Annotated in this window: 21 protein-coding genes; 14 read left to right on the top strand and 7 right to left on the bottom strand. The window is 75.5% G+C overall.

What is annotated here, in order from left to right; all coding sequences use genetic code 11:
- Nucleotides 1–114: 114 nt before the first annotated feature.
- The 8 genes from ACLQ2W_RS22510 (at nt 115) to ACLQ2W_RS22475 (ending at nt 11029) form a co-directional block, all read left to right on the top strand.
- The gene (locus ACLQ2W_RS22510; protein WP_425788344.1) at nt 115–1893 is read left to right on the top strand and encodes a hypothetical protein; all 1779 of its coding nucleotides are present in this window, start codon (nt 115–117) and stop codon (nt 1891–1893) included.
- 150 nt (nt 1894–2043) lie between these two features.
- Nucleotides 2044–2391 (top strand): PadR family transcriptional regulator, encoded by a 348-nt coding sequence (locus ACLQ2W_RS22505; RefSeq protein ID WP_425788342.1) that lies wholly within the window; start codon nt 2044–2046, stop codon nt 2389–2391.
- Nucleotides 2388–3512 carry a hypothetical protein gene (locus tag ACLQ2W_RS22500; RefSeq protein ID WP_425788340.1) on the top strand — a complete coding sequence of 375 codons (1125 nt, stop codon included), beginning with the start codon at nt 2388–2390 and terminating at the stop codon, nt 3510–3512. Before ACLQ2W_RS22505 ends, ACLQ2W_RS22500 begins: the two co-directional genes overlap by 4 nt.
- Before the next feature lie 191 nt (nt 3513–3703).
- Nucleotides 3704–5347 (top strand): protein kinase domain-containing protein, encoded by a 1644-nt coding sequence (locus tag ACLQ2W_RS22495; RefSeq protein ID WP_425788338.1) that lies wholly within the window; start codon nt 3704–3706, stop codon nt 5345–5347.
- 53 nt (nt 5348–5400) lie between these two features.
- A complete protein-coding gene (locus tag ACLQ2W_RS22490) occupies nt 5401–6438 on the top strand; it encodes a hypothetical protein (RefSeq protein ID WP_425788336.1) in 1038 nt (345 codons plus the stop codon).
- 71 nt (nt 6439–6509) lie between these two features.
- Nucleotides 6510–7544 carry a mechanosensitive ion channel family protein gene (locus ACLQ2W_RS22485; RefSeq protein ID WP_425788334.1) on the top strand — a complete coding sequence of 345 codons (1035 nt, stop codon included), beginning with the start codon at nt 6510–6512 and terminating at the stop codon, nt 7542–7544.
- Between the two features lie 255 nt (nt 7545–7799).
- Nucleotides 7800–9131: an MFS transporter gene (locus ACLQ2W_RS22480; RefSeq protein WP_425788332.1), complete on the top strand. Its 1332-nt coding sequence runs from the start codon at nt 7800–7802 to the stop codon at nt 9129–9131.
- Between the two features lie 35 nt (nt 9132–9166).
- Entirely contained in the window at nt 9167–11029 is a 1863-nt protein-coding gene (locus tag ACLQ2W_RS22475; RefSeq protein ID WP_425788330.1) for a transketolase, read from the top strand.
- An 83-nt stretch (nt 11030–11112) separates the two neighbouring features.
- On the opposite strand, the gene ACLQ2W_RS22470 is transcribed toward ACLQ2W_RS22475, so the two are convergent.
- On the bottom strand, nt 11113–11502 hold the full coding sequence (locus ACLQ2W_RS22470) for a YchJ family protein (RefSeq protein ID WP_425788328.1): 390 nt from the start codon (nt 11500–11502) through the stop codon (nt 11113–11115).
- Between the two features lie 186 nt (nt 11503–11688).
- On the opposite strand from ACLQ2W_RS22470, the gene ACLQ2W_RS22465 reads away from it, so the two are divergent.
- Nucleotides 11689–12729, top strand: coding sequence for a phosphotransferase family protein (locus ACLQ2W_RS22465; protein ID WP_425788326.1), 1041 nt, complete (start codon nt 11689–11691; stop codon nt 12727–12729).
- Nucleotides 12730–12804: 75 nt separating this feature from the next.
- On the opposite strand, the gene ACLQ2W_RS22460 is transcribed toward ACLQ2W_RS22465, so the two are convergent.
- The gene (locus tag ACLQ2W_RS22460; protein WP_425788324.1) at nt 12805–13035 is read right to left on the bottom strand and encodes a hypothetical protein; all 231 of its coding nucleotides are present in this window, start codon (nt 13033–13035) and stop codon (nt 12805–12807) included.
- A gap of 73 nt (nt 13036–13108) precedes the next feature.
- Here ACLQ2W_RS22460 and ACLQ2W_RS22455 point away from each other — a divergent pair, with 73 nt between their 5' ends.
- Complete coding sequence (locus ACLQ2W_RS22455) at nt 13109–13804, top strand: TetR/AcrR family transcriptional regulator (protein WP_425788322.1); 696 nt, start codon at nt 13109–13111, stop codon at nt 13802–13804.
- A gap of 10 nt (nt 13805–13814) precedes the next feature.
- On the opposite strand, the gene ACLQ2W_RS22450 is transcribed toward ACLQ2W_RS22455, so the two are convergent.
- From ACLQ2W_RS22450 to ACLQ2W_RS22430, 5 genes are all read right to left on the bottom strand, one after another.
- Nucleotides 13815–14912: a magnesium and cobalt transport protein CorA gene (locus ACLQ2W_RS22450; protein ID WP_425788320.1), complete on the bottom strand. Its 1098-nt coding sequence runs from the start codon at nt 14910–14912 to the stop codon at nt 13815–13817.
- Between the two features lie 75 nt (nt 14913–14987).
- Nucleotides 14988–15638 carry a class F sortase gene (locus tag ACLQ2W_RS22445; protein WP_425788494.1) on the bottom strand — a complete coding sequence of 217 codons (651 nt, stop codon included), beginning with the start codon at nt 15636–15638 and terminating at the stop codon, nt 14988–14990.
- Between the two features lie 75 nt (nt 15639–15713).
- Nucleotides 15714–16199: a hypothetical protein gene (locus ACLQ2W_RS22440; RefSeq protein ID WP_281941438.1), complete on the bottom strand. Its 486-nt coding sequence runs from the start codon at nt 16197–16199 to the stop codon at nt 15714–15716.
- Between the two features lie 255 nt (nt 16200–16454).
- Nucleotides 16455–17126, bottom strand: coding sequence for a response regulator (locus tag ACLQ2W_RS22435; protein WP_425788318.1), 672 nt, complete (start codon nt 17124–17126; stop codon nt 16455–16457).
- 174 nt (nt 17127–17300) lie between these two features.
- Nucleotides 17301–18407: a sensor histidine kinase gene (locus ACLQ2W_RS22430; RefSeq protein WP_425788316.1), complete on the bottom strand. Its 1107-nt coding sequence runs from the start codon at nt 18405–18407 to the stop codon at nt 17301–17303.
- A 170-nt stretch (nt 18408–18577) separates the two neighbouring features.
- Between ACLQ2W_RS22430 and ACLQ2W_RS22425 the strand changes: the two genes are divergently transcribed.
- From ACLQ2W_RS22425 to ACLQ2W_RS22410, 4 genes are all read left to right on the top strand, one after another.
- Nucleotides 18578–18994 carry a DUF6069 family protein gene (locus ACLQ2W_RS22425; protein WP_425788314.1) on the top strand — a complete coding sequence of 139 codons (417 nt, stop codon included), beginning with the start codon at nt 18578–18580 and terminating at the stop codon, nt 18992–18994.
- Between the two features lie 238 nt (nt 18995–19232).
- Complete coding sequence (locus tag ACLQ2W_RS22420) at nt 19233–19643, top strand: YciI family protein (protein WP_425788312.1); 411 nt, start codon at nt 19233–19235, stop codon at nt 19641–19643.
- 8 nt (nt 19644–19651) lie between these two features.
- Nucleotides 19652–20788, top strand: coding sequence for an RNA polymerase sigma factor (locus tag ACLQ2W_RS22415; RefSeq protein ID WP_425788492.1), 1137 nt, complete (start codon nt 19652–19654; stop codon nt 20786–20788).
- An 88-nt stretch (nt 20789–20876) separates the two neighbouring features.
- Nucleotides 20877–21422, top strand: coding sequence for a hypothetical protein (locus tag ACLQ2W_RS22410; protein WP_425788310.1), 546 nt, complete (start codon nt 20877–20879; stop codon nt 21420–21422).

Raw genomic sequence — 21422 nt, 5'->3', positions numbered from 1 at the left:
AGGAACTCCAAGGTAAGCGCGCGAGTCGAAGAATATTGCCATCACGCCGCGCCGCGCCAGAGGACAAATGCCATCACCTCTACGCTGGGGCGCGGGCGGGGTCGGGGAGGGCGTGTGCGGGGACTGGATCGGCGTGGGGTGCTCGCTGCCGCGGGCGGGTTGGTGGTCGCCGGGGTGGGCGTACCGGTGGGGCTGGCCCTCGCTCGCGACCGGCCGCCCTCGGTCCCGAACGGACGCCGGCCGGTCAGCATGGCCATGCACCTGCACGCCTCGTTCAGCGAGGGCGTCGCCAGCTACGCCGCCCACCTCGACCAGGCCCGCCGTAACGCCGTCGACGTGCTCTGGTGGACCGACCACGACTTCCGGGTGGCCGCGCACGACCACCGCCGCGTCGTGCACTTCGACGGGCCGGAGGAGCCGGAGGGCGGGCTCGCCTGGACCTGGCGCCCGGCCACCGAGGGGCGGCTCACCGACTCGTCCGCCGACTTCGTCGCCGTCCCGGACGCCGCCGACGGACCCGGCCGCGCGTTGCGCCTCACCGCCGCCGGCGCCGGCACCCACTGGTACGCCGGCAAGGCGTGGAACTGGACGCACACCGGGAACATCGCCGACACCACGCTCCACCTCGACATGCGACCCGAGTCGGCGGGCCGGGACACCACGCTGACCGTCGAGATCGCGTTGTCCCACCACCCGGCCGGACCCGGCCGGCCCGCCGGGCAGCTGGTGCTGCGCTACCGGCTCGGCGGCACCGACGCGGCCCGGCACACCGTCGACGGCCGGCACGGCACAGTCGACCGGCCCACCCCGGCCGGCGTCTGGCGGCGGCACACGTTCGACCTGCTCGCCGACGTCCGGCGGCTCTGGCCCGACCTGGTGGCCGGCGACAACTCGCTGCGCGGGCTGCGCCTCGGCGTCACCGTCACCGACGGCGCGCGGGGCGCGTACCTGCTCGACCGGCTGGTCTTCGACCGGGCCCGCCGCGCCGGGCAGGCCGGCGAGGAGCTGCGCGCCGAGGTGCTGCGCGGCTACGCCGGGGCGTACCCGGAGGTGACCCACCACCGGGCGTACGAGGTGTCCATGGTGCGTCACCTCAACTGGTTCGGCGGCGACGGCACGCTGCCCCGCTTCCCGTCCCCGCCGGTGCGGGACAACGACGTCGACGCGACCGAACGGATGGTGCGGTTCCTGCACGCCCACGGCGGCGTGGTCTGCTGGAACCACCCGCTGGACGTGGAGCGGCGCGACTCGCTGGCCCGGCTGCTGGTGGCGCGGCGCGGGCTCGGCGTCGACCTGATCGAGATCGGACGGACCCCGGTCGAGGACCACCTCTGGGCGTACGACGTGGCGGCCCGCAACGCGATCCCGTTGACCGCCGTCGGCGTCACCGACGACCACGACGGCACCGACTGGCGGGCCGGGCGGGACCGGTGGATCACCTCCGTCTGGGCCGGTTCCACCCGGCGCGACGACCTGGTCGCGGCGCTGCGCGCCGGGCAGGCGTGGTTCGCCGACCTGGCCGCCTACCGGGGCGCGCTGGACCTGGAGCTGGGCGGTCGCAGCGCCATGGGCGCGTTGCCCACCGTCGCCGACGACACCGTGACGGTGCGGGTGCGCGCCACCGACCTGCCGGCCGGGGCCGCCCTGGAGGTGGTCACCGGCGACGTCGACTCCGCCGGCGTCGCGGATCCGACGCCCGCGATCCGGACCGGACAGGTGCCGTGGCGTCAGCTCCGTCAGGGCTGGCACGACCTGCCGGTGCGGGTGGGCGCCGGCGTATACCTGCGCACCCAGGTCCGCGACCGCGAGGGCGCCGTCGTCGCGGCGAGCAACCCGCTCTGGCTGCTGCGCCGCCCCCCACCCGGCGGCGTCCCCCCAACCCGCCGCTTCTGACCACCTGGCCGGCCACTCCCGAACCACCGCACCCGGGACCCCCGTGTTGATCATGACGTTGGCGGCGGTGCGCGTCCGGTTTGTCACCGCCAACTTCATGGTCAACGCGCAGAGGGTCGTATGTGCCGGTGAGCGGTATATGCATCCGGGGTGAATGAGGCGCCGTTGCGTGAACCGACGTTCCTGATCCTCACCGCGTTGGCCGAGGAGCCCCGGCACGGCTACGCGGTCGTCGAGGACGTGCTCCGCATCTCCGACGGTCGGATCCGGCTGCGGGCCGGCACGCTCTACGCCGCGCTGGACCGGCTGCGGTCCGACGGTCTGATCGAGGTGGATCGGGAGGAGGTGGTGCAGTCCCGGCTGCGCCGCTACTACCGGCTCACCGCGTTGGGCGCGACGAGGCTCGCCGACGAGGTGGACCGGCTGCGTCGGCACGCCGACACCGCCGGCCGCCGCCTGCGCGCCGCCGGCCTGCTGCCCGAAGGCGGCACCGCATGACCGAGCGCAGTGCGGGCCGTGAGGGCGGGGAGGGCACGCCCGGCGAGCACCGCACGAGCGCCGAGCTGGAGCGCCGCTACCGCCGGCTGCTGGCCGTCCATCCCTGGGCGCACCGCCGGGTGTACGAGGAGGAGATGCTGGCCGTGCTGCTGGCCGGCGCGCGACCGGGGCAGACCCGTCCCGGTCTCGCCGACACGGTCGACCTGGTGGGGGCGGGGCTGCGGGTCCGGCTTCGGGTGGGCGCACGGGGGTTCACCGCGCCGGCCTGGGCCGACGCCGCCGCCGTCACGGGTCTGCTGGTGGCGGTGGTGCTCGCCGCCGCCGCCGGGAAGAACGTGCTGGATCAGCTCGTGGCGGACCCGTCGCTGCCGCCGCCGCTGCGGCCCGCCGGGCCGGACCCGGTCGACTGGCTGCGAGTGGCCGGTTGGCTGGCGGTCGCGGTGGCCGCCGGAGCCGGGCTGCGCCGGGTCGCCGCGGTGCTGGCCTGGGCCGGAGTCGCCGGATGGCTGCTGCTGGTCGGCCCCGGCGCGGCCGACCAACCCGGGTACGTCGTCGACACGCTCCCGCAGTTCACTCTCGCGGTGATCGCCGCCGCCGCGCTCACCGTGCCCGCACCGCCACGCCGGGCGGTACGCGTGCTGGGTCCGCGCCGGCTCGCCGCGCTGACGTCCGGCCCGATCGTGGTGGCCGGACTGCTGGAACTGAACCGAGCGACACGTCCGCGCGTGTTCACCGGGCTGGTCACCTATGAGAGCTTCCTCGGCCTGAGCACCACCAGTGAGGCGGTCATGTGGCTCTATGACGCCGGGCTCGCCGGGTCCGCCCTCACGGTCTGCGTGGCCGTGCTCACCCTGGCGGCGGCGGTGCGGCGGCGGGTCGCGGTGCTGCTGGCGCCGGTGGCCGCGCTCGTCCTGGTGATCGACGGTGCGTTGGCCGGCTGGGCGGCCTCCACGGCCCACATGGGACACGTGATCCCGCTGGTCGGCGCGCAGTGGGCGATGCTGGCGCTCGTTTCGCCGGTCACGTTCCTGGCCGGCGTGCTGCTGGTCCGGCGCCGCGAGGAGACTCAGCGGATGGTGGCGCTGGGTCGCGCCGCCGACCGGGAGCGACCGACGGGCTGACGCTTGCCGGTGTCTGCTAGCACTGGCGGTGTGTCCGTTACCGACCATCCGTCGCCCGCGGCCGGATCCGGGGCCGCCGTCCGGCGAGCGGAAGTATCCGTTGCGCCGATGGCCGGCAGCCCCGCTGCGACCAGAATGACCAGCGAGGCGGCCACCGACATCCGCCCCTGGAACGCCGTGGAGTGGGTCGCATGAGCGGCTGGCAGCTGTCCGGCTACACGCCGGTTCGCACGCTCGGCTCCGGGGCGTCCGGCAGTGTCGTGCTGGCCACCCACGACAGCACCGGCACCCCGGTCGCGATCAAGTACCTGGTCCGCGATCTCGGCGCCGACTCCTCGTTCCGGGCCGCCTTCCGCGACGAGGCCCGGCTGCTCGGCGAGGTCGACGACCCGCACGTCAGCCGGCTCTACGAGTACGTCGAGTCCCCGCACGGCGCGGCCATCGTGATGGAACTGGTCGACGGCGTGTCGTTGCGGCAGATGCTGCGCGCACACGGCCCGACCACGCCCGAGGCCGCGCTCTGCGTGCTGAAGGGCTCGCTCGCCGGGCTCGCCGCCGCCCACGCCCACGGCGTCGTGCACCGTGACTACAAGCCGGAGAACGTGCTCGTCTCCGGCGCCGGGCTGAGTAAGCTCGCCGACTTCGGGATCGCCATGCCGATCGGTCGGGGCAGCGACACCACGGTCTCCGGCACGCCCCGCTACATGGCGCCGGAGCAGTGGACCGGCGCCCCGGCCAGCCCGGCCTGCGACATCTACGCCGCCACCGCCACGTTCTTCGAGTGCCTCACCGGGCGACCGCCGTACCAGGGACCCGACCTGCTCTCCCTGCGCGACCAGCACGCCAGCGCGCCGATCCCCACCGACCCGGCGCCCGCGCCGGTGCACGAGCTGCTCCGTGACGGCATGGCCAAGCGTCCCGACGACCGGCCGCAACCGGCCGCGGTCTTCCTGGAACTGCTGGACCGGGTGGCCGGCGCCGGATACGGGCCCGACTGGGAGGAGCGCGGGCTGCGCGAGCTGGCCCGGCGGGCTGCCCTGCTGACCGCGCTGTGGCCGTTCCCCGACCGGGCGGAGGGCACCACCGCGCTGGCCAGCACCGCGCTCGGCGCCACGACCGGCCGGGGCCGCCTGTTCCGGCGGGGACGCAAGCGCGTCCTGCTGGCGACCGGCGCCGTGGTCGCCGCCGTGCTTGTCGGTGGCGCCGGCTACAGCTACGCCGCCCGCGAGAACCGGGCCGCCGAGACGCCCGCCGGGCCGTCGCCGGCCGGCGCCACCGGCCCGGCCGCGCCGGACCCGACGGACACCGCGACACCGGACCCCACCGCCACTCCGCTCCCCACGCCGTCCGTCCCGCCCGATCCGCCGACCGGCACGCCGTCCGCCACCCCGGACGGCACGCGGTCGCCGACCCGGCCACCGGTACGCACCAGCGCGCCGGCCCCCACCCCGTCGCGCCGCACCGCATCGCCGCCCCCGCCGGACGTCACCGCGCCGGCCGTCGGTGGGGTGACGGTCGACCCGGGCCAGCTCGAACCGAAGGGCTGCCCGTACGGGGTGCAGAGCAGCACCGTCACGGTCACCGTCACCGACGACCGCAGCGGTCCGGCCGCCCTGACAGTCACGTTCCGCTACCTGCTGGGGGGCGCCACCGGCACGGTCCGGATGGCCGCCGCAGGCCGCGGCGGGTTCACCGGCACGCTCGGCCCGCTGGCCGCGCCGAAGCAGAGCACCCGCATCCCGATCGAGGTCACCGCCGTCGACGCCGCCGGCAACGCGGCCACCTCGGCGTCCCCGGTGTACGTGACGCTCTACAACTACTGCACCCCCGGCTAGGAGGACGACGTGCCCGCTGCCCCGCACCGTGGCCCGGACCGGGGACGGCCGGCGTGACCCGGCCGGAGGAGCCCACCGAGGCGCTGCCCACCCACGCCCGGCCCGCCGAACCGGCCCGGGACGAGCCCACCGTCCACCTCGTCCCGCCCCGGCCGCCGGTCGACGCGGACGCCACCGCGCCCCTGGGCGTCGACCCCGCCGGGCAGCCGACCGCGCACCTCGCGCGCCCGCCCGCGGCAGCCGACGCGACGGCACACCTCGGCGGCGCCGCCGCGTCCGGGCCGGTCGACGGGGAGCCGACCGTGTACTTCGGCGGCGGCACCGCCGGCGGGGCGGAGTCGACCGTGCACTTCGGCGGTGGCACGGCCGGCGGGGCGGAGTCGACCGTGTACCTCGGCGGCGGCACCGTCGGTGGTGCGACGTCGATCGTGCACCGGACCGGGCCGTGGTCGGGCGGTGGGCAGCCGACCGCCGGGTACCTGCCGACGGCCACCGGACCGGCCGGACCGACGGCGGGGGCGACCGCCGGGGCGTACCGGGAGACGACCGTGGACGCGCGGGCGGTGAGCGGCGTTCCGGCGCCCGCGCCCGGCGGCGAGCTGCGCTTCGGGCCGGGCGTGCCGGCGACGCCGCCGCCGGCCCCGGCCTGGCCGGCCGCTTCGCCGGCCCGCCCGCCGCGCCCGGTCTGGCGCCGCGTCGTCTCGGTGCTGTCCACGCTGCTCACCGCCGCGTTGCTGGTGACCGTCGGGCTTTACCTGTGGCAGCGGCTGCGACCGTTGGAGATCGAACAGGTCGCGGTGGCGGTGCCCCGGCCGGCCGGGGTGGCCTGCGACGTGACCGTCGACGTCGTCGCCACGGTACGCACCAACGGGCGCGCCGGCACGATCCGCTACCAGTGGTTCCGTTCCGACGCGCCGCCCGGCGCGCTGCTCGCCGAACGGGTCGGCAGCGGCCAGCGGACCGCGACGCTCACGCTCAGGTGGACGTTCAGCGGCGTCGGCGCCACGACCGGGACCGCCACCGTCAACATCGTCGAACCGACGCCGGTGCAGGCCGGCACGCGGGTCAGCTACCGCTGCCCCGGCGGCTGAGCGTTTCCCCGCGCGCCGCCCAGGGTAGGCCCACCCGGGATGAATCTGAACCCATGCGTGGAGGCCCTTCGATGAAAGACAACTTCGGTGACGCGGTGGGCGACGCGTTCCGTTCGGTGATGCTCTTCCTGCCCAAGGCGGTCGCGTTCGTCGCGATCCTGGTCGCCGGCTGGCTGATCGCCAAGGCGGTGCTGAAGCTGGTGGACAAGGTCCTGGAGCGGGTGCACTTCGACCGGGCGGTCGAGCGCGGCGGCATCAAGACCGCGCTGGCCCGCTCGAAGTACGACGCCAGCGACATCGTCGCCAAGCTGGCCTACTACGCGGTGCTGCTGGTCACGCTTCAGCTCGCGTTCGGCATCTGGGGGCCCAACCCGATCTCCGACCTGATCGCCATGGTGGTCGCCTGGCTGCCACGGGCGTTCGTCGCGATCGTCATCGTGGTGGTGGCCGCGGCCATCGCCCGCGCGGTCAAGGACATCATCTCCAGCGCGCTCGGCGGCCTCTCCTACGGCCGGGTGCTGGCCAACCTCGCCTCGGTGTTCATTCTCGGCCTCGGGGTGATCGCCGCGCTCAACCAGATCGGCGTCGCCACCGCGGTGACCACGCCGGTGCTGATCGCGGTGCTCGCCACCGTCGGCGGCATCCTGGTGGTGGGCGTCGGCGGCGGTCTGGTCCGGCCGATGCAGAGCCGCTGGGAGAGCTGGCTGACCCGGGCCGAGGAGGAGTCCCGGACCATCGCCACGCACGCCCGCGCCTACCAGGCCGGCCGGCGTGACGTCGAGGCCCGGCTCGCCACCACCGACCCGTACCGCGAGGCCGAGCTGACCCCCCGGCCGGTGGCCGGGGACGCCGAGGCGGACCGCACCCAGCCGGTGTCCCGGGACGCCGAGCCGACCCAGCCGGTGCCGACGTACGCGGGTGCCGCCGAGCCGAGCCAGCCGGTGCCGGCCCCGGGCGCCGCGGACGCCACCCAGGTGATCCCGCCGCTCGGCGACTCCGGGCGCACCCCGCCGGCCGCGCCGCGCCAGCCGACCGCCGAGCAGGCGGCGGACAGCGAGGCGACGATGGTCATCCCGCCGGCCGACGTGGACAAGTTCCGCCGCTGAGCCGAGCGCACGAACCCGGGGCGGGACCCGATGCGGGTCCCGCCCCGGCGCGTGGTCAGCCGGGGTAGGGGCGCTCGCCCGGCCGCCGGCCGCTCGAGGGTGGGCGCAGCTCCGCGTGTTCGTCGAACGCGGAGTCCGGTTAGGATCGTCGGTATGACCTGGCGATGGTGATCCCCTCCTGACCGACGAGGCCGCGGGCCGCCGCGGACACCGTGCACTCCGACCGGTGTCCGTCACGTCCCGTGGGAAGGCCCCATGCTCGTCGCTCCTGCCCGCGTGCCCGCGACCCGCCGACTGGCGGCGACGCTCTACGGCTACGCGTTCCTCACCGACCTCGTCCTGCTGTACCCGCTCTACGTCCTGCTGTTCGCCGACACCGGGCTGTCGGTCGGGCAGATCTCCTCACTGTTCGTCCTCTGGTCGGCCGCCGGCATCCTGCTGGAGATCCCGTCCGGCGCGTGGGCCGACGCGCTGTCCCGGCGGCTGCTGCTCTGCCTGGCGCCGCTGCTCACCGCCGCAGGCTTCGCGCTCTGGGTGCTGCTGCCGTCGTACCCGGCGTTCGCCGTCGGCTTCCTGCTCTGGGGCGCGGGCGGCGCGCTGCGCTCCGGCGCGCTGGAGGCGCTGGTCTTCACCGAGCTGGACCGTCTCGGCGCGGCCGACCGGTACGCCCGCCTGATCGGTCGCGCCCGCACCGCCGAGGTGCTCGGCGCGGTCGGCTCCGGGGTGCTCGCCGGCCCGGTGTTCGCGCTCGGCGGCTACCTCGCGGTCGGTGCGGCAAGCGTGCTGACCTGCCTGCTCGCCGCCGCCGTCGCGGCACGCCTGCCGGAGCGCCGGGCACCGGCCACCGCGCCGATGGCCGACCGACCGGCACCGGCCGGCGCCGGCCCGGGGGAGAGCGCCCCCGGTGGCGGCCTGGGAGAGACCGCCTCCGGCGCCGGCCCGGGCGGGGACGCGGCCGACGACGAGCCCGGCTGGCGGGAGAGCCTGCGCGGCGGGCTGGCCGAGGTGCGGGCCGACCGCGCGGTCCGCGCCGCCGTGCTGCTGGTCGCCGCCGTGGCGGCGATCTGGGGCGGACTCGACGAGTACACCGGGCTGCTGGCCCGCGACACCGGCGTCGCCGAGGCGGCCGTGCCGCTGCTGCTCCTGCTGGTGTGGGGCGGGATGAGCGTGGGTGGGCTGCTCGCCCCGCTGGGCGAGCGGCTGTCGCACCGCGGGTACGCCGGCCTGCTGGTGGTCGCGGCGGTGGCGACGGCGGCCGGGGCGTTGCTGCGCCACCCGGCCGGGTTCCTGCTGCTGGCTGTCGCGTTCGCCGCGTTCCAGCTCGCCACCGTGCTCGCCGACGCGCGGTTGCAGGCGCGGATCACCGGCGACGCCCGGGCCACGGTCACCTCGCTGGCCGGCATGGCCACCGACCTGACCACCGTCGCCTGCTACGCCGGGTACGGCCTGCTCGCCGGTGCGCTCGGCAACCCGGCCGCGTTCGCGGTGGCCGTGCTGCCGTACCTGGGGGTGGCGTTCTGGTTGCTCACCGGACGGGGGGTGACTCGCGGGAAAAAGGAACAACAGCCGCATTCGCCACTACGGTGAGTGGCGGACCCGACCGACCGCGGGAGACGATTGCGGTGACCCTGGAAGCAGAGCGCACGCTGCGCGACGAGGACCTCAGCGGGCTGGCGGAGCTGGCAGCCCAGCTACGGGTGGACGCGATCCGGTGCAGCACCATGGCCGGCTCCGGCCACCCCACCTCCAGCCTCTCCGCCGCCGACCTGCTCGCCGTGCTGGTCGCCCGGCACCTGCGCTACGACTGGTCCTACCCGGGCAACCCCGGCAACGACCACCTGATCTTCTCCAAGGGCCACGCCTCGCCACTGCTGTACGCGGTGTTCCGGGCCGTCGGAGCGATCAGCGAGCAGGAGCTGCTGGAGACGTACCGCCGCGCCGGGTCGCGTCTCCAGGGCCACCCCACCCCGGTCCTGCCCTGGGTGGACGTCGCCACCGGCTCGCTCGGCCAGGGCCTGCCGGTCGGGGTGGGCGTGGCGCTCGCCGCCCAGTACCTCGACCGGTCGACCGCCCACGTCTGGGTGCTCTGCGGCGACAGCGAGACGGCCGAGGGCTCGGTCTGGGAGGCGCTGGACAAGGCCGGCCACTACGGCCTGCGCAACCTCACCGCGATCGTCGACGTCAACCGGTTCGGCCAGCGCGGCCCGACCGAACTGGAGTGGGACCTGGACACCTACCGTCGGCGGGTCGAGGCGTTCGGCTGCCGGGCGATCGTCGTCGACGGCCACGACCTCGGCGCGGTCGACGACGCGTACCGGCAGGCCCGGGACGCCACCGGCCCGACCGTGGTGCTGGCCCGCACCGTCAAGGGCAAGGGCGTGCCCGAGGTCGAGGACGACCCGTCCTGGCACGGCAAGGCGTTCGACCCCGAGCTGGCCGACCGGGCGGTGCGGGCGCTCGGCGGACCGACCCGGATCCGGGTCACCGGGCCACGCCCGCCCGCCGCGCCACGCGCCACCCCGGCCGAGCCCGGACAGCCGGAGCTGCCCCGCTACGAGCGCGGCGCGAAGGTCGCCACCCGGGACGCGTACGGGGACGCGCTGCGCGCGCTCGGCGCCGCCCGGCCGGACGTGGTCGCGCTCGACGGCGAGGTCGCCGACTCCACCCGGGCCGAGCGCTTCGCCGACGCGTACCCCGATCGGTTCTTCCAGATGTTCATCGCCGAGCAGCAGCTCGTCGCCGCCGCCGTGGGCCTGGCGGTCCGTGGCCGGCGGCCGTTCGCGGCCACGTTCGCCGCGTTCTGGTCCCGCGCCTACGACTTCATCCGGATGGCCGGCGTCTCCCGCGCCGACATCGCCCTGATCGGCTCGCACGCCGGCGTGGAGATCGGCCCGGACGGGCCCTCCCAGATGGGGCTGGAGGACATCGCCGCGCTGCGCGCGGTCCCCGGCTCCACGGTGCTGTGCCCGTCCGACGCGATCTCCTGCGCGGCGCTGGTCGCCCAGTTGCCGGACCGGCCCGGCGTCAGCTACCTGCGCACCACCCGCGGCGCGTACCCGGTGCTCTACGAGCACGGCGAGGCGTTCCCGATCGGCGGCAGCCGGGTGGTACGCGACGGCGCCGACGTGGCGCTGCTCGGCACCGGCGTCACCGTGCACGTCTGCCTGGCCGCCGCCGACGAGCTGACCCGGGAGGGGATCGACGCCCGGGTCGTCGACCTCTACTCGATCAAGCCGGTCGACCGGGAACGCCTGCTGGAGACCGCGCGGGACACCGGCGGCCGGCTCGTGGTGGTCGAGGACCACTACCCCGAGGGCGGGCTCGGCTCGGCCGTGCTGGAGGCGCTGGCGGACCGGGCCGACCCGGTGCGCGTCCAGCACCTCGCGGTACGCGGACTGCCCGGCTCCGGCACCCCGACCCAGCAGCTCGACCGCGCCGGCATCGGCGTGCCCGCCGTCGTCGCCGCCGCCCGCGCCCTCGCCTGAGGTGTAAGGCGGGGCCCCCAGTTAACGCATTCTGCATAACAGGGGGCCCCGCTTAACACGCGTGGGCCGGCGCGCCGGCATCGTTACCCGGGCAGCGCGTCGACGTAGACCCACCGGCCGTCCTCCCGGGCGAAGCGGCTGTGCTCGGTCAGCACGCCGGGTCGGCCACCCTCCCGGTAGTGGGCCCGGAACCGCACCGTGCCGGTGCTGTCGAACAGGCCGCCCTGCCCGGTCTCCACCACCTCCAGCCGGGTCCACCGGGTGCCCGGGTCCAGCTCCAGCCGATCGGGCCGGGTGCCGGAGTGCCAACTGCGCCGCAGGTAGTCGGCGTCGCCGAGCGCGAACGCGCTGAACCGGGACCGCATCAACGCCTCGGCGGTGGCCGCCGTCGCGACACCCCGGTGTACCGGGGCGCAGCAGTCCTCGTACGGCCGGCTCGTCCCGCACGGGCAGGCGGTGTTCCGTTTCGCCATCCCCCGATTCTCACCCGCCGCCGACAGGGGCAAGCAGGGGGCCCTGTTTAACACCGGCATGTCAAGCGGGGCGCCCTCCTCTACCGGATGCGTTAAGCGGGGCCCCTTCCTTACCTCAGGCCGGAGGTGCACGGGGGCGGCGCGGGGCAGCGGGGGCTGGAGCGGCGCACTAGTGTCCGAGGCACCATGAGTGGCAGTCCGACCCGGCGCGACCTCGACCCGGAGCAGGTCCGCCACTACCTGACCGCCTCGCTCGGGCCGGCCGGCGAGGTCGCGGCCTGCGGTCCGCTGACCGGTGGCGGGTTCGCCGCGGTCTGGTGGGTACGCCTCACCGACGGGCGTGAGGTGGTGCTCAAGGTCGGCCCACCGCCGGGCGTGCCACTGCTGCGCTACGAGCGCGACATGATCTGGGCGGAGGCGCGTTACCTACGGCTGGTGGCCGACCGCGCGCCGGCAGTGCCGGTGCCGCCGCTGCTGCACCACGGACGCCATCCCGAGCTGGGCGACTGGCTGCTCACGGCGCGCCTGCCCGGCCGTACCCTGTGGGACCTGACCCGGGCCGGCGTGGACGTCGCCCCGCTGCGGGCGGAGTTCGGCCGCGCGCTGGCCGCCCTGCACGCCGTGCCCGACGGACGGCACGGCGACGGCAGACGATACGACGACAACGGGCGGTACGGCTACGACGGTGGGCGGGCCGCCGCTTCCACCTGGCGGGGCGCGTACCTCGCGATGGTGGACGACCTGCTCGCCGACGCGGCGGACTGGGCGGTGCCGCTGCCCACGTCCCGGATCCGGGCGTCGGTCGCCCGGCACGCGGCAGTCCTCGACGCGGTCCGCCGCCCGGCGCTGCTGCACGTGGACGGCTGGGCGGGCAACGTGCTGGCGGTCGAGGGCCCGGACGGTACGCCCCGACTCAGCGGCCTGGTCGACGGGGAACGGTACCTGTGGGGCGATCCGCTGCTGGACCTGGTTTCGCCGCTGCTGTTCCGCCGCGCCGAGGACGAGCCGGACGATCCGCTGGTGCGGGCGTACCGGGCGGTGGCGCCGTTTCCGTTCGACGCGGCGGTGCGGCGGCGGCTCGCCCTCTACCGGCTGCACCTTTATCTGTTGATGACCGTGGAGATGCCCAGCCGTGGCATCACCGCGGCGTCGGACCCGGGCCGGGTGGCACGGCTGGCCGAGTTGCTCGACGCCGAGCTGGCCGACCTGTCCCGGCCGCTCGGCTGACCGCCGGCCCGTCCACCGCCGGCCCGTCCGCCGCCGGCCGGCGGTGCGTAGGCACGCCACCCGTCCGGCGACAGCTCACGGGACCGTGTCGACATGGACCTCGACGTCGTAGAGCAACCGTAGGTGGCGGCGGCCGTTGGTGACGCCGACGAAGAACGGCTCGCCGGCGGGGGTGCGGCCCTGACGCCACACCTGCTGCCGGGCCGCCTCCCGCGACTCGTGATGGGCCTTGCCCTGGCGGTGCAGGAGCAGCACGCGGCGGGCGGTGGTCGGGTCGGTGTCGAGCTGGACGCGCAGCAGAGGCACGGTGGACCTCCTCAGTCGATGTTCAGCCAATTTACCGTCGTTAAGTTGGCTGTCCACTGGTTATGATGGCGTCGTGACCGCCACCCAGCCGCCGGTGTGGCTCCGGACGGAGCCGACCCGGGCGCGCCGCAGACCGCCGCTGACCCGGGAGCACATCGTGGACGCGGCGGTCTCCCTCCTGGACCGGCACGACGTCGACGGGCTGACGATGCGCCGCCTCGCCGAGCGCCTCGACGTGACGCCCACCGCGCTCTACTGGCACGTGCGGACCCGGGACGACGTCCTGGACCTGGCCGTCGACCGGATCTTCGGCGAGGTGCCGGTCCCGCCGGTCAGCGACGACTGGCGCGACGACGTCCGGGCTCTCGTCCGCGCGTGGCGCGCCGTGATGCTCGACCACCCCTGGGCGCCGGGGCTTGTCGGCCGGCCGATGCTCGGCCCCAACGTGCTGGCCCGCACCGAGTTCCTCCAGGCCACGCTGGTGCGCGGCGGTTGCCACGGCCGTCAGCTCGCGGTCGTCACCCGGATGCTGGCCAACTACGTCATCGGCGCGTCGCTGACCGAGGCCACCTGGCGCCGGACCGCGCACCCCGACGCGCGGGCCGCCGCCCGCGCCCACGTGGCGGCGAGCGCCGACGCCTATCCGACGCTGACCGCCTCCGGTCACCTCGACGACGGCCGGTGGAGCGACGACCTGCTGTTCGAGGAGGGTCTCACCGGCCTGCTCCGGGCCGCGGCCGGGCCCGGCACACCGCCCGAACCGCGGTGAACACGGCCGGTCAGAGCCAGCCGGAGCGGCGGAACAACCGGTGCAGCGTCACCGCCAGCGTCGCCATGAGCAGCAGCGCGCCACCGTAGCCGTACCGCCAGTGCAGCTCCGGCATGTGCGCGAAGTTCATCCCGTACACGCCGGCCACGGCGGTCTGCGAGGCGGCGATCGCCGCCCACGACGCGATCTTGCGCATGTCGTCGTTCTGTTCCACCGCGAGCTGCGCCAGCCGGGACTGGACCAGCGAGGTGAGCAACTCGTCGTAGGCGCCGATCCGCTCGACCACCCGGGCCAGGTCGTCGGCCACCGCGGCGAACCGGGACCGCAGCGCGGTCGGCGGGCCGGCGTCGGACGGGTCCAGCAGCGCGCGCAGCGGGGCGCTCAACGGCAGCACCGCCCGCTTGAACTCGACCACCTCCCGTTTGAGCTGGTAGAGGTGCTGGATGTCGGCGCCGTGCTCGCGGGCGAAGACGCTCTCCTCGACCCGTTCCAGATCACGTTCCAGGTGCTCGGCGACCTCCCCGTACAGCTCGACCATCCGGGCGCAGACCGCGTACGCCACCGCCCAGGGTCCCTGGGCCAGCACGTCGGGGCGGCGCTGCACCGCCTCGCGCACCGGGGCGAGCGCGCCGGTGGCGCCGTGCCGGACGGTCAGCGCGAAGCGGTCGCCGAGGAACACCAGCACGTCCCCGGTGTCGACCACCTCCGAGGTGGCGGTCAGCTCGCCGTGCTCGACGTAGCCGGCGCTGCGCAGCACCAGCAGCGTCACGTCGCCGAGGCGCCGCACGGTGGGCCGGTGCCCGTCGGCGAGCGCCTGCTCCACCGCCGCCTCGTCGAGACCGAACGTCCGGCCGACCGCGGCCATCACCGCCGCGCCCGGCTCGTGCAACCCGAGCCACACGAACGCGCGGCGGCCGTGGCGGGCCCGGGCGTACGCGTCGGCGTAGTGCGGCCGGCCCGGTTCCCGCCGCCCGGCGACGTAGACCGCGCAGTCGACCACCGCGTCCGGGTTGGTCCGGCGTGGACGCTCCCCGGCCACCGGACGGTCGCGTCCGAGCAGGCGCCCGACGAGGCCGGGCAGCCGTTCCCGCCACTGGATCCGGTCCACCGCACACCTCCGCCCGCCGGGAAACCGACGGCCTACCGTACGGCCCGGCGGTGCGGCGGTGGGGCCCGGGCCGGGTCAACCGGCGGCGGTGGCGAAGACCACGATGTTGTCGGGGTAGCTGCCGGTGCGCGGGTCGAACCGACCGCCGCAGGTGATCAGCCGCAGCCGGGCCGCCGCGCCGCCGCCGTACACCCGCTCGGTGGGGAAACGCGCCTTGGGGTACGCGCCGACACCGTCCACGGTGAACGCCGCGGTCCGGCCGTCGGCCCGGACCACCCGGACGGTGTCGCCGGGACGCAGCCGGCCGAGGTCGAAGAAGACCGCCGGCCCGCGGGTGGAGTCGACGTGCCCGACCAGCACCGCGTTGCCGGCCTGGCCGGGCGCCGGCCCGGGCCGGTACCAGCCGGCGACCTCCGGGTGCTCCAGCGGCGGCACCTCCAGCGCGCCGTCGTCGTCGGTGGCCACCGCGACGATCTCGGCGTCGACGCCGATGCGGGGGATGACCACCCGCAGCGGTGCCGCGCGGGGGAGTGCCGGACCGGCGGAGCCGGGGCGCTCGGTGGCCGGCGCGGCGGACGCGCCCGGTTGAGGGGGCGATGCCGAGGTGCTGCCGAGACCGGCCGAAAGCAGCCCGGCGCCGGTGGCCCCGGCCAGGGTGACGGCGGTGACGACGGCGGCGGTGCGGGCCCGCGACGGCCCACCCGCCCGACGCTCTGCTGGGGACAGGGTCCTACCTCCGTCCGGCGAGGACGCGGGGCCCGCGCCGGACGGACCGGCGCGGGCGACCCACTCGACGAGCTGTCAGGCGGTGACGCCGGCCCGGCGCCGGCGACGGACCAGGACGTACGCCCCGCCGGCGAGCGCACCGGCGGCCAGCGCGCCGCCCGCGACCAGCACTCCGGTGTCGCCGTCCCGGCCGCCGGCGCCGGCCTGCGCGCCGCCGATCGGGGTGACGGTGAACGTGGCGCTGCCGCCGTCGCTGCCGTCGCCGCAGGTCGTGGCCACCGTGTACGTGCCGAGCGTGAACCCGGCGGTGAACAGTTCCGCGCTCAGCCCGCCGCCGGCCGCGGCCGTGGTGGACCTGACGTTCTGATCCCGGTCCGGCCCGGTGACCCGGAAGATCGCGTCACCGGCCTTCGGGTTGCACGTCGAGGTGAGCACTACCGTGCCGCCGACCGGGGTGGTGGCGGGAGAGACTCTGGTGTCCGCCAGCGCGGCGGCCGGGAGCAGCAGTGCGCCGAGACCCACGCCGACCGCCGCCGATCCGAGAATTGACTGTGCCTTCATCCGCGTCTTCCCTCACTTTTCGTCCGCTGTCTGCGTGGGACGTCGTTCGGGTGGCCAACTCCGTGACGAGCACCGGTGTGGCCAACACTAGGAGGGTTGCGGCGGTCACTGGGGGTAATTGAGAAATCTTCGTTGCCGTCCGGTGTCCCCCCTCCCGCCACCGGACGGCGGACATGCCGGCACACGCGGCGCCGCGGCGGACAAAACGCCGAGCCGCGCCGCGCGAGGTGAGCGCCGCCGCGCGCCCGGCGCGACTCAGCCGGCCGGCCGCTCCGGCCGGACCAGCCCGACGTCGTACGCGAGAACCACCGCCTGGATCCGGTCCCGCAGGCCCAGCTTGGTGAGAATCGCGGAGACATGGGTCTTCACGGTCGCGGTGCTCACATGCAGCCGCTCGGCGATCTCCGCGTTGGACAGCGCACGGGCGGTCAGCGTGAGCACCTCCACCTCGCGGGCGGTCAACGCGGCGAGGGCCCGCTCGACGGTGGGCGCCGGACCGGGCAGCCGGTCGGCGAACCGGTCCAGCAGCCGCCGGGTCACCGTCGGCGCCAGCAGCGCCTCGCCCCGGGCCACCACCCGTACCGCCTCGGCCAGATCCGCCGGGCGGGTGTCCTTGAGCAGGAAGGCGCTCGCCCCGGCGCGCAGCGCGGCGTAGACGTGCTCGTCGACGTCGAACGTGGTGAGCATGACGATCCGGGCCGGACTGCCGGCGGCCACCAGTTCCCGGGTGGCGGCGATGCCGTCCCGCCGGGGCATCCGTACGTCCATCAGCACCACGTCGGGCCGGGTCCGGGTGGCCACCGCCACCGCCTCCACGCCGTCCGCGGCCTCGCCGACCACGGTCAGGTCGGCTCGCGCGTCGAGCACCGTACGCAGCCCGGCGCGGATCAGCTCCTGGTCGTCCACGACCACCACGCGCACGGTCACCGGATCTCCTTCCGTTCGCGACCGCGGGGCTCGCCGGCCGGCTCGCTCCTCGCGCTCACGGGATCTCCTTCGTTCGCGACTGCGGGGCTCGCAACCCCGGCTCGCTCCTCGCGCTCACGGGATCTCCTTCCGTTCGCGACCGCGGGGCTCGCAACCCCGGCTCGCTCCTCGCGCTCACCGGGCCGCGCCGACCGGCAGTCGCGCGTGCACCCGGAAACCGCCGGTCGGCAGCGGGCCGGCGTCGAGGGTGCCGCCGAGCAGCCGGGCCCGTTCCCGCATGCCGACGATGCCGCGTCCACCCGTCGTCCCGGGCCGGCGGGCCGGCGGCGAGCCGTCGTTGACCACCTCGAGCCGCAGCACCCCGTCGTCGTACCGGACGTCGACGTCGGCCCGGGTGGCGTGCCCGTGCCGCAGCGCGTTGGTCAGCGACTCCTGCACGATCCGGTACGCCGAGAGCTGCACCCCGCCGGGCAGCTTCCCGCAGTCGCCCGCCCGGTGCAGCGTCACCGGCAACCCCACCGCCCGCACGGCCTCGACCAGCGCGTCGAGTTGGGCCAGCCCGGGCTGCGGCCCGTTCGGGTCGGTCCCGTCGTCGGCGGTCAACGCGTGCAGCATGGCGCGCAGCTCGGTGAGCGCGGACCGGGCCGCCGTGTGGATGGACCCGAGCGCGGCGCGCGCCTGCGCCGGCTGCTCGTCGAAGACGTCCTCGGCGGCGACGGCCTGCACGGCGATCACCGCCACGTGGTGGGCGACCACGTCGTGCAGCTCGCGGGAGATCCGCTCCCGTTCCCGTGCGCGGACCTGCCGCTCCCACTCGCAGCGCCGTTGTTCCCGGGCGCGCAGCAACTCGCCGACCGACCAGCTCAGGCCGAGCGCCGTCACCGCGAGCAGCAGGTCCCGCCAGTCACCGGTGACCAGCTTCCACGGCGTGGGCGCCAGCAGCAGGCCGAGCCCGACAAGCGAGAACCGGGGCGGCCGCAGCCGGGCCACGTAGGACAGCGGCGCGGCCACCAGCCCGAGCCAGCCCAGCGCCGGGCAGAGCGCCTCCAGGCCCACGCCGGCCGCCGCGGCCATCGCGAGCGCGTACCCGGGTCGGTAGCGGATCCACAGCAGACAGCTGGCCTGCCACGCGGCGAGGCCGACCGCGACGGCGGTGCCGCCCGGCGTGGTCGGGCGGGTGTCCGACGTCAGCAGCACGAGCAGCGACACGCCGAACACGACGGCGGCGATGCCGCCGTCGATCAGCAGCAGCACGGACCGGGACCGGGACGGGCACCTCATGCCCCGGATGCTAGGCCGTCGGACCACCGCCGTTCATCGGCCGGGAGACGGAGATGCGGCAGGGCGCTGGGTCCCGGGACGGAGGCGGGAACCGCTCTCCGGCGTGATCCGCGCGGTGCCCGGCCGGACCTAGCGTTTCACCAGAAGATCCGAGCGGGAGGTACGCACCGATGGAGACCACGATCCCGAGCGCCACCGTCCGTCCGGCCCGTCGCCGTGACCGGCTGCTCACCGTGCTCGCCGCCACCGTCGCCACGCTGCTGGGCTGGGTCGTCGCGGTGCCGCTGGCCGGGGTGGAGCTGGTGGCGCGCAGCGGTGCCGGCGAGCAGCGCGTCACGCCGTTCGCCGTCGCGGTCAGCACGCTGCTCGCCGGCCTGGCCGGTTGGGCGTTGCTGGCCCTGCTGGAGCGCTTCACCGGGCGGGCCAGGGCCGTCTGGACCGTGGTCGCGGCGCTGGTGCTGCTGCTGTCCCTGCTCGGTCCGCTGGGCGGGGGAGCGGGTGGACCGGCGACGGTGACCCTGCTGGTGCTGCACCTGGTGGCCGGCGCCGTGCTGGTGCCCGGGCTGCGGCGGACCGCCGCCGACTGAACGTCGGGTCGGGGTCGCCGGCACGGGGGTGGGCGACCCCGACCCGATCCTCAATCCAGGATCCTAGGATGCCCTACGGGGTGTGACGTCGGCGACCGTGTCGCGGTAGAAGACACGACAGGGTGAGGAGAAGTGCGGACGGAAAGTTTCCGACCCCGATGTCGAGAACCGGCGGCCGGCTCCGTCCCCGGGGTGGACGCGGCCAGAATGGGCCGCACCCGCACCGAGGAGACCCATCATGGCGAAGTACCTGCTGCTGAAGCACTACCGTGGCGGCCCGACCCCGGTCACCGACATGCCGTTGCTGGACCGGTGGACGCCGGAGGAGGTGACCGCGCACGTGCAGTACATGAAGGACTTCGCGGCCCGCCTCGAGGAGACCGGCGAGTTCGTCAACTCGCAGGCGCTCGCCCCGGAGGGCACGTTCGTGCGCTACGACGGCGAGGGTCGCCCGCCGGTCACCGACGGTCCGTTCGCCGAGACGAAGGACCTCATCGCCGGCTGGATGGTGATCGACGTGGACAGCCACGAACGCGCCCTCGACCTGGCCGCGGAGTTGTCCGCCGCGCCGGGGCAGGGCGGCAAGCCAATCCGCGAGTGGCTGGAGCTGCGCCCGTTCCTGACCGCGCCGCCCACCATCACGGAGTGACCCGACCGATGGACGAGGTGCTGCTGCGCAGCCTCATCCCGGGCGTCCTCGGCGTCCTCGTCCGTCGCGGAGCCGACTTCGCGACGGCCGAGGACGCCGTGCAGGACGCCCTGGTCGAAGCGCTCCGCGTCTGGCCGGCGGACCCGCCGCGCGAGCCGAAGGCGTGGCTGGTCACCGTGGCCTGGCGCCGGTTCCTCGACACGGCCCGCGCCGACGCCGCCCGGCGTCGGCGCGAGGACGCCGTCGACGAGGAGCCGGCGCCCGGGCCGGTGCCCGGGGTCGACGACACGCTCCGGCTCTACTTCCTCTGCGCGCATCCGTCGCTGACCCCGTCGTCCGCGGTGGCGCTCACCCTGCGTGCGGTCGGCGGGCTCACCACCCGGCAGATCGCCCGGGCCTACCTGGTGCCGGAGGCGACCATGGCGCAGCGGATCAGCCGCGCGAAGCGCACCGTGTCCGGCGTCCGGTTCGACCAGCCCGGTGATGTCGCCACCGTGCTGCGCGTGCTCTACCTGGTGTTCAACGAGGGCTACTCCGGCGACGTCGACCTGGCGGCCGAGGCGGTCCGACTCACCCGACAACTCGCCGCCGCCATCGACCATCCCGAGGTGGCCGGGCTGCTCGCCCTCATGCTGCTGCACCACGCCCGCCGGGCCAGCCGGACCGCGCCGGACGGCAGTCTGGTGCCGCTGGCCGCGCAGGACCGCCGTCGCTGGGACACCGGCCTGATCGCCGAGGGGGTGCGGATCCTTCAGGCGGCGTTGGCCCGCGACCGGCTGGGTGAGTTCCAGGCCCAGGCCGCCGTCGCGGCGCTGCACGCCGACGCGCCCACCGCGGCGGAGACCGACTGGGTGCAGATCGTGGAATGGTACGACGAGCTGGTGCGCCTGACCGACAGCCCGGTGGTACGGCTCAACCGGGCGGTCGCCGTCGGCGAGGCGGACGGTCCGCGGGCCGGGCTGGCCGCGCTCGCGGCGCTGGACGAGGCGCTGCCCCGGCACGCGGCGGTGGCCGCGTACCTGCACGAACGCGACGGTGACCGGTCGACGGCGGCCCGCCTCTACGCCGAGGCCGCTCGTCGGGCGACCAATCTGGCCGAGCGTGACCACCTGATCCGCCAGGCCGCCCGCCTCAACACTCGGTGACCTGGACATCCCGGGGGTGGACGCCGGCCGCTTCTCGGGGGCGCGCTCCGCAGGGGTCGGCGGGTCGGCCGCACGCTAGCCTGCGGGCATGGATCTGGGGCTGGACGGCGAGCGGGTGGCCGCGTCCCTCGCGCACCGACTCGACGGGCTGACCTTCGTGGATCTGACCACCGACCAGGTGACCGCCCGGCTGGTCGACGCCGTGGCCGAGTGGGCGACCGGCGAGGGTTGGCGGGTCTACCGCCGGGCGGCGAGCGTGGTGCCGTTGCCGCCGCCGCTGTCCGGGCGGCAGTCGGTGCTCGACGTCGCCTGCGCCCGGCCGGACCGTCCGCCGGTCGTCGTCGAGGTCGATCACACCGACCGTCGACGGACCGTGGAGAAGCTGCTGGCCGAGGCCGGGGCCGGGCGCGTCCCGATCTGGTTGCGCTGGGGCGTACCCGGGTTCACCGCGCCGCCCGCGCCGATCCGGATGGTGGCGGTCGAGGTGTCCCGCCGTAACGGTCCGGCCGGCCAGGGGCGGCTGTACTCGCGGCGACCGGTGGTGGACCGGCCGGCGCCGCCGCACTCGGTCCCGGCGGGCGGTCCCGGCGACCCGGTCGCGCTGCCGATCCCCACCCTCGACGAGGCCGACTGA

This window comes from Micromonospora sp. DT227, from assembly GCF_049841835.1.
In the GTDB taxonomy this organism is placed as follows: Bacteria; Actinomycetota; Actinomycetes; order Mycobacteriales; family Micromonosporaceae; genus Micromonospora.
This window is presented reverse-complemented; position numbering and strand designations above follow the sequence as displayed.